Source organism: Aeromonas sp. MR16 (assembly GCF_022549315.1).
GTDB classification, from domain to species: domain Bacteria; phylum Pseudomonadota; class Gammaproteobacteria; order Enterobacterales; family Aeromonadaceae; genus Aeromonas; species Aeromonas aquatica.
Map to the genome: position 1 here is coordinate 1 of NZ_JAKZFK010000087.1, position 260 is coordinate 260.

The 260-nt window shown below is 56.5% G+C and carries 1 pseudogene; it reads right to left on the minus strand.

Going from position 1 to position 260, the window contains the following annotated elements:
• Positions 1 to 260: pseudogene (locus MM194_RS21855) on the minus strand (IS3 family transposase); the annotation flags it as partial.

The window sequence follows — 260 nt, forward strand, 5'->3', positions numbered from 1 at the left end:
ATCGACGACGGCCTCAAAGAACTGGGCCTTCTGGCTCATCAGCGCCAGCTGCTGTTCGAGCTCCTTGATACGTTGTTCGGGCGTCTGGTTGTCGGGGTCAGGCATGGTGATACTCCTGTCGGCGCGCACAGAAGCCCCCTGGCTCCAATCTTGCCGACCATGTTTACGCAACCATACCAGAATGGTCGAATTGCCCTGAATGCCATAACGGGCCTGAGCCTGTTTGTAGGTGAGCTCGCCTTTTTCAATCTGCTCGACCA